The organism is Frankia sp. CoBUL1 (genome assembly GCF_978021245.1).
The window spans coordinates 1-7,406 of record NZ_CDXDOS010000169.1 but is presented as its reverse complement, the minus strand read 5'-3'; the positions used below and the strand labels follow the sequence as shown (position 1 = coordinate 7,406).

7 protein-coding genes and 1 pseudogene are annotated in these 7,406 nt (G+C 69.1%); 5 read left to right on the top strand and 3 right to left on the bottom strand.

Features of this window, described 5'->3' with window-relative positions; translation table 11 throughout:
- Positions 1-632 (bottom strand): M50 family metallopeptidase (locus AC08OX_RS12570; RefSeq protein WP_476607992.1); only part of this gene is annotated, 632 nt, incomplete at its 3' end.
- Positions 633-857: 225 nt separating this feature from the next.
- On the opposite strand from AC08OX_RS12570, the gene AC08OX_RS12565 reads away from it, so the two are divergent.
- Positions 858-1,616 (top strand): lysophospholipid acyltransferase family protein, encoded by a 759-nt coding sequence (locus tag AC08OX_RS12565; RefSeq protein WP_476607991.1) that lies wholly within the window; start codon positions 858-860, stop codon positions 1,614-1,616.
- 81 nt (positions 1,617-1,697) lie between these two features.
- On the opposite strand, the gene AC08OX_RS12560 is transcribed toward AC08OX_RS12565, so the two are convergent.
- Positions 1,698-2,900: an alkane 1-monooxygenase gene (locus AC08OX_RS12560; RefSeq protein ID WP_476607990.1), complete on the bottom strand. Its 1,203-nt coding sequence runs from the start codon at positions 2,898-2,900 to the stop codon at positions 1,698-1,700.
- Between the two features lie 153 nt (positions 2,901-3,053).
- Here AC08OX_RS12560 and AC08OX_RS12555 point away from each other — a divergent pair, with 153 nt between their 5' ends.
- A complete protein-coding gene (locus tag AC08OX_RS12555) occupies positions 3,054-3,317 on the top strand; it encodes a hypothetical protein (protein ID WP_011435694.1) in 264 nt (87 codons plus the stop codon).
- Between the two features lie 102 nt (positions 3,318-3,419).
- A complete protein-coding gene (locus AC08OX_RS12550) occupies positions 3,420-4,322 on the top strand; it encodes an AEC family transporter (protein WP_476607989.1) in 903 nt (300 codons plus the stop codon).
- A 92-nt stretch (positions 4,323-4,414) separates the two neighbouring features.
- Here the strand turns inward: AC08OX_RS12550 and AC08OX_RS12545 are convergent, their stop codons facing one another.
- Complete coding sequence (locus tag AC08OX_RS12545; protein ID WP_476607988.1) at positions 4,415-5,098, bottom strand: hypothetical protein; 684 nt, start codon at positions 5,096-5,098, stop codon at positions 4,415-4,417.
- Between the two features lie 459 nt (positions 5,099-5,557).
- Here AC08OX_RS12545 and AC08OX_RS12540 point away from each other — a divergent pair, with 459 nt between their 5' ends.
- The gene (locus AC08OX_RS12540) at positions 5,558-6,496 is read left to right on the top strand and encodes a proteasome assembly chaperone family protein (RefSeq protein ID WP_476607987.1); all 939 of its coding nucleotides are present in this window, start codon (positions 5,558-5,560) and stop codon (positions 6,494-6,496) included.
- Between the two features lie 417 nt (positions 6,497-6,913).
- Positions 6,914-7,406 (top strand): annotated as a pseudogene (locus AC08OX_RS12535) (hypothetical protein); the annotation flags it as partial.

The window sequence follows — 7,406 nt, the reverse complement described above, 5'->3', positions numbered from 1 at the left end:
CCGACCCAGAGCGTCGGGGGCAGTCCGGTCAACCGCGCGAGCTGATCCGGGTCGGAATCCCCGGCCCGGCGCCGACGGCGCCCCCGCTGCACCTCGATCACCGGGCGGATCGCGCCCAGCAGCAGGAAGCACGCGATGTACGCGCCGAATCCGGCGCACACGGTCTGCGGCGCGAACCAGGAGACCGCCAGGATTCCCGCGGTACTCCCCAGCACGGACAGGGCCCCGAAACCGTTGCGGATCACGACCAGCATCGCCAGCAGCAGCGCCACGCACAGCTGTAGCAGCAGACTCGTCCGGCCGGTGGCCAGCAAGCCCGCGGCTCCGAGACCGAGCAGAGACGGTGTCGTGTAGCCGGCGGCGACGGTCACGATGACACCTGCACCGGTCGGCCGTCCGGAGGACACGGTCACTCCGGAGGTGTCCGAATGCAGCCGAACGCCGGCCAGGCGGCGCCCCGTCGCGACCGCGGCCAGGGCATGTCCGCCTTCATGCGCAATTGTTATCATATGTCTAGATATCGGCCATAGGCGGTCGCTGAGTACCGTCAGGGCCGCCAGAATCGCGGCAACGACGAGCACCCATTGCGGCGCCGCCGGCTGCGCCGCAATGCTCCGGCGCAGAATCTCCATTTCCGTCGTCTCTCCCTCATCCGCGCGGTTGGTCCCGCTCCTCCACAGACGCCTGATAAGAACATCATCGATCCTGCCCCCGCCCCACGCGACGTTGCCTTCCGGTGAAACCGGACCGCGGTATCGCCGGGCATCCACGACGACCGGCGTCAGGGGGTGGGGGTAAGGTCGTGTCGCATTCGGCACACCGGGGAGACCGCGAGGAACATCGAGGAGTGGCCCGTCGTGGCGGAGTACGTCTACCGGCCGGTGGTCAGCATGGTGCGGGGACTTTTCGGCGCACTGCGCCTGCGTCTCGACATCCAGGGCACGGAGAACATCCCGGCATCGGGTGGCGGCATCGTCCTGATCAATCACGTCTCGTACCTGGACTTCGCGCTCGCGGGTCTGCCGTTCTGGATCGCGGAGCGTCGGCTGGTCCGGTTCATGGCCAAGAAGGCCGTCTTCGACCACCGGATCAGCGGGCCGCTCATGCGCGGCATGCACCACATCCCGGTCGACCGAGAGGCCGGCGCAGCGTCTCTGCGCCACGCCCTCGACGCGCTGCGCGCCGGGGAACTCGTGGGCGTCTTCCCCGAGGCGACGATCAGTCCGAGTTACTGTCTGGCGACATTCAAGACCGGGGCAGCCCGGATGGCCGCTCACACGAAGGTGCCGGTGATCCCGGTGATCCTCTGGGGCAGCCAGCGCATTTTCACCAAGGGGCGGCCCTTCAGACTGCGGGACGCGATCGGTGTCCGCGTCTCGATCACGGTGGGCAGGCCCGTCCAGCCCACGGAACTGGGTAAGGGCCGCGACGGCACGGCGCTGCTGGAGAAGGTGATGAACGAGCTGCTCGACGACGCGCAGCGCCGCTACCCGCGACCCACGCCGGGCGAGCCGGACTGGTGGCTGCCCGCGCATCTCGGTGGCTCGGCTCCTGATCGGCCGGCCGATCAGGACGCCGCCGAGCAGAGCACCTCCGAGGAATCCGGCCAGAGCTGACAGATCCCCGTCGGAATCCTTACCGACCGACGATCTCGCGGACGGCCCTGCGCTGTTACCGTGCGTTATTCAAGGAAGTACTCACCCACGAACACCGCCCCGGGACGGCGGCGGCCCGGACGGCAACCGGTACCGGGTCAGCAAAGCAGCCCGGCGCGCGGGGTGCAGGTTCGCCCGGCTGACGTCCCCGCCGTAATGCTCGACGACGCGGTCGTCCATCACCCGAAACCATACCGGCGGGAGATACGCCGCGAGCAGGAGCGTGGCGTACCCCGCCGGTAGCTGGGGAGAGGCCTCGAAGGACCGCAGTGCCTGGTAGCGCCGGGTCGGGTTGGCGTGGTGGTCGCTGTGTCGCTGCAACTGGTAAAGCGCCAGATTGCTGATCACGGCATCGCTGTTCCAGCTGTGCCGGGGATCGACCTTCTCATAACGCCCGCTCGGAGTCAGCTCCCGGGCCAGGCCGTAGTGCTCGATGTAGTTGACCCCCTCCAACAAGGTGAACCCGAAGGCCGCCTGGGCGGCGAGGAAGACGAGTACAGCCGGCCCGAACTCGACGGCCAGCGCCAGGAACAACACCGCGGTGAGCAACCAGCCGAGCACGACCTCGTTGCGCACCGACCAGACCCGTCGGCCGCGCAACCGTAGCCGGGCGGCTTCCAGCGACCAGGCGGAACGCAGACTGCCGACGACGGTCCGCGGCCAGAACCGCCAGAAGCTCTCCCCCAACCGGGCGCTCGCCGGGTCCGCCGCCGTCGCTACCCACACGTGATGGCCCCGGTTGTGCTCTACGGAGAAGTGACCGTACGCGGCCGGCGCCAGCATCAACCTCGCCAACCAGCGCTCGAAAATCCCCCGCTTGTGGCCGAGCTCGTGCGCGGTGGTGATACCCACCCCGGTCACGGTGCCGACCGACACCACCACGCCGATCCGGGCGGACCACGACAGGTCGCCGTTCGTCCAGGCCGAGGCGCCCAGCAGCAGGCCGACGGCCGCCAGCGGCGGGTAGAGATACGTGCACCGGCGGTAGTAACGGTCGGCCTCCAGCGCGGCCCGGATCTCCTCCGGTGGATTGACCGGATCCGGCGGTGTGGTCATGTCGAGCAGCGGAACCAGGACGAAGACGAAGAGCGGGGTGATCCACCAGTGCAGCTCGACACCCGTCCGATGCCACAGGCCGTATCCCACGATGGCCAGCAACGGAACGATGATCGCGGTGAGCCACATGTACCGCTTGCCGTCCCGCCAGGCGAGGCCGCCGGGCGCGGTGAGAACAGGTGCCGCCATCGGTACCTCCGATTTGCCGGCCGGACCGCCGACCAGCGCCGACCGCCACCGCGGGGCGAAAACCCCTGACGGCGCACGATAACTCGACAGTGAGCCTGCCACGTGTCATATACTGGGACAACAGAACGCCGGTCACATCGAGGAGCAGGACCCGTGCAAACAGGTGGCGTGACGCCGTCGCCCGCGGGCCGGCGCTCCCGTTCGATGACCGACTCGCCCCCCTGGATCGGTGGGGTGATGGTCGGCACTCTGTTGCTGTCCACCGTTGTTCTGATCACGTATACGCTGCTTCCCCTGCCCGGCCAGGAACGTCTGGGTGCGGGCAACTACGTCCTCGCCGCCGTGCTGTTCGCCGCCAACATCCTGCTGCCTCGGCTACTGCGATGGCATCGGCGCCGCCGAAACCACCGGCCATGATCCATCCGCGCGCCGGTCCCCGCCCCAAGCCGGCCACGTGGCCTGTCCCACGCCCGGCGCATCCCAGCGCCTTCCGGGAACCCCGGCTGCCACGATGGCCGAATGTCCGCACTGATCGTGCTCTTGGTCGGACTGGTGGCGGGCATCGGGGTCCGGCACCGCGGACGACTGCCCGCGGACACCGCCCACGTGATCAACGTCTGGCTGCTGGACGTGGCCCTGCCCGCTCTGACGCTGCGCGCCATGCATGGCATCGTCTTCCCGCCGAACCTCGCGCTCGTCATCGCCGCGCCCTACCTGCTCTTCGTCCTGACGACGGCTGGCTACGTGCTGGCCGGACGAGCGTTGCGGATGCCGCGGGAGGTCGTCGTCGCCCTGATCGCCACGACCGCGGTGGCGAACACGAGCTTCGTCGGCATCCCGATGGTGACCGCCTTCTTCGGCGCGTCGTCGGTCCCGGTTGCCGTGCTCGTGGATCAGCTCGGTTCCTTCCTACTGCTAAACACGGTGGTCCTCGGGACGGTCACGATCAGTGCCGGCGCATCGCTTTCCCGCGCCGAGCTCGCCCGTCGGGTCCTCACCGCTCCGGCGCTGATCGCCTTGGTGGCCGCGCTCGTCCTGCGGCCGGTGACCTTCCCGGGCTGGCTGAACGCCGCGCTGGGGTCGCTCGGTGGCACCCTCACCCCGCTCGCCCTGTTCTCCATCGGTCTGCAACTCCAGGTGCGTGCGGTCCGGGTGCGGTGGCGAGAGCTGGCCCTCGGCCTCGGCGTCAAGCTGGTCGCCGCGCCCGCGCTCGTGGTGGGGATCTACGCGCTGACGGGGACCGTCGGAGATCACGACGTGCAGGTGGCCCTCTTCGAGGTGGCGATGCCCCCGATGGTCGCCGGCGCACTCATCGCCGCCCGTCACGAACTCGCGACACCGTTGCCGAGCCTGCTGGTGGGAGTCGGGGTTCCGCTGTCGTTCGTGAGCCTGGTGGTCTGGGCGCTGCTCCTCGGGGCCTGAGGAGGTGGGGGGCCTGAGTCGTGCTCGTCCTCCAGCGGGGTCACCGCTGTGGCGGGCGCCCGGCGTGCTGGTCACACCCCACGTGGGCGGGTTTACCATGCGTGCGGCGCACCGGGCGGCACCTCCCACGAGGGCGCGCCGTCGGCGCACGGGGCGAGATGTGTGTCCGCGATGGCGGAGAAATCGCCGAAGAACTTGATTTCCAGCCGCTCGCGACAGACACCTCCCTTGCCGTCCGGCGCGAGACGCAGAAAGTACAGCACGCTCGTACCTCCGGCAGCCGGCCGGTCATGCGGGTTGTAGCCGCCACCGTCCCAGTGGAACTCGGCCCGGGTCCGCAACACCCAGCGCAGTCCCTCGATGATGATCGGATTTGGGTCCGGCAGCCGCATCGCGAAGTGCCGCTCGAGCTCGAACACGCGTTCCTGCTCGATGAGCCCGGCCGGTAGTCCAGGTGTCCGCCGGAGCATGAAGATCTCCAACGTGCGGTCCGCGCCCGCATCGGACCGCAGCGCGGCGTGGGTGAGACGCACGTCGAGCAGCTCTGCGCGCACCGCGTAGCGCTCGGCCAGCCGGGCCTTCACGATGACGCTGGGCACCAGCGCGCTCGGCCGCACTCCGAGAGCGGGCAACGCCGCGAGCGCGGCCTCGAAGTCGTCCACGGCGATCAGCAGCGCCGCGTGGTCCAAGACGCAGTACCGTGCCACCAGATCGACGAGGGCCGCCGCCTCGTCAAGGCCGTCGAACAGGCCGGCGAGGAGACCCTCGGCGCGCACACGGCCTCAATCCGGCGCACGTCGACGGCGTCCAGACCGCTACCAGGCCGTCCGAGGTCGGGATGCCCCGGTGAGGCCGTGAATCCCTGCGCTTCGATCATCCCGTGCCGCCTTCCGCCGCGCGGATGTGCATGACGACCGGACACACCACGCCGATTCGTCCAGTCGGGTTCCTGCTCAGTCGGGTCCGGCCACCTTAGGCCGCTGGGCCTGGTCACCACGGCAGATCCGGCCCCGGAGCGTTCCTGGCAGCCTAGCGGGATTGAGATAACAGCCCGTCATCACCCACCGGCGAATCGCTCCTTACCGGTAAAATTGTCGCATCGCCTGTGTGACGAGGCTCGCTGGCACCCCCGGGCCGCGACAGGCCCGTGGAACAAGCCGGTGGAATGAGGAGGCGCGCGCCACGCTTCTTCCTGAGGACGGACGCGACCCGTGGCGTAAGGAGGACCTCAACCCGTGCTTGATCCCGATGCACTTTACGATCTTGCCGAGGACCTGGCCGGCGGTTCGATCGATCTCGGCCGTCCCGTCATGCTGGAGGCGATGACCGGGGTGGTCGACGCTGGCAGCGCGGTCAGCCTGGCCGGCGAGCACCTGATGACCGCGCTCGACCACCAGCTGCTCGCCACTTTCGACATCGACCAGTTGCTCGACTACCGGTCCCGCCGGCCGACCATGGTCTTCTCCGAGGATCGCTGGGAAAGCTACGAGGATCCCGTCCTCGCGCTGTACCTGTTGCGGGACGAGGCGGGCACTCCGTTCCTGCTGTTGGCCGGGCCCGAGCCAGACCTGCAGTGGAAGCGGTTCACGGTGGCGCTGCGAGGCCTCGTGGCCCGGCTCGGCGTCCGTCTGACGGTCGGGCTGAACGCGATTCCGATGGCGGTGCCGCACACCCGCCCGTCGGTGGTGAGCGCGTACGCGACCCGTAAGGACCTCATCGTGGGGTACGAGCCCTGGCTGCGCCGGCTACAGGTCCCCGGCAGCGCCGGCCACCTGCTGGAATTCGAGCTCGGGCGGGAAGGCCGGGATGCGATGGGTTTCGCCGCTCACGTCCCGCACTACCTGGCGCAGACGACCTATCCGGCGGCCACCGAGGTCCTGCTGACCTCGGTGTCGAAGGCGACCGGGCTCCTGCTCCCGCTGGACGGGCTGCGCTCCGCCGCGGTTGCCATCCAGGACGAGGTCGACAGCCAGATCGCCGGGGGCGGTGAGGCCGCCGCGCTGGTCAGCGCCCTGGAAGAGCAGTACGACGCCTACCAGCGCGGACGGCGCGGGCCGAGCCTGCCGGCCGCGGACGACGTCCAGCCGCTGCCGACCGCCGACGAACTCGGCGAGGCCTTGGAGCGTTTCCTCGCCGAGCAGACCGAACCGGACGGTCCCACCCCGAATCCCTGATCCCGAATCCCTGACTCGGGTCAGGGATTCGGATCCCACCAGCCTGACCGGCCCGCCCTCCGCGGGCCGCCCTCCGCGGGCCGCCCTCCGCGGGCCGCTGTGGAGTGGACCGGTCCCGTGCGCGTGGATTGCGCACGGGTCGAGCCGTCGATCGACCAGACGTGAAGGTGGCGGCGCAGGAAAGCCCACACCACCGATGATCAGTCTTTCTATACCATGATCCGAACGCGGTCCGGATGCGGTTGCATTTAAATTGTGGAAGTAGCTTCTGGTCACCTATGCCAGACCGGGCCAACCGATTGGCTGTACTATTTCGATCCGCTACTCGGAGAGCCAGCCCAGGACGCCTGACAATCGTCTCACTTGATGATCCAGTGACGGAGAGAATCGGACGATGAATCTGCCCGAGACGTCCACATGACCGCATCCCCCGCCGGACCGGTGCCCACCGCGGCCGGTTCGACGCCGCTCGAGACCACGGACAGCACGGACCCAGCTGATAGCACGGACCCAGCTGCCGGCACCGACCTGGCCGCCAGCGCGACGCCTGCCGGTCCGGCGGCACCGGCAAACCCGGCGTCACCGCGCGATTCGGAGCCGACCGTCGATCCTGCGCAGACAGCCGATTCCGGGAATCCCGTACCCGCCGTGGCCCCGCCGGCCGGCGCCTCGGCGGCCGGCGCCACCATGCGCGAGCGGTACCGCTACCTGCGTAAACCAATGCGCACCGCCCTGTTGGCAGTGCATGTGCTGGTGAGTGTCGGCTGGAATGGCGTGGCGTTCGCGCAGCTCGTCCTGGCTTCGACCGCAGCGGCCGATGCCGGTCTTCGGCACTCCGCATATGAGCTCATGCACGTCGTTGACCAGGTCCTCAATATCCCGCTCGCTCTACTCGCCCTGACCACCGGTG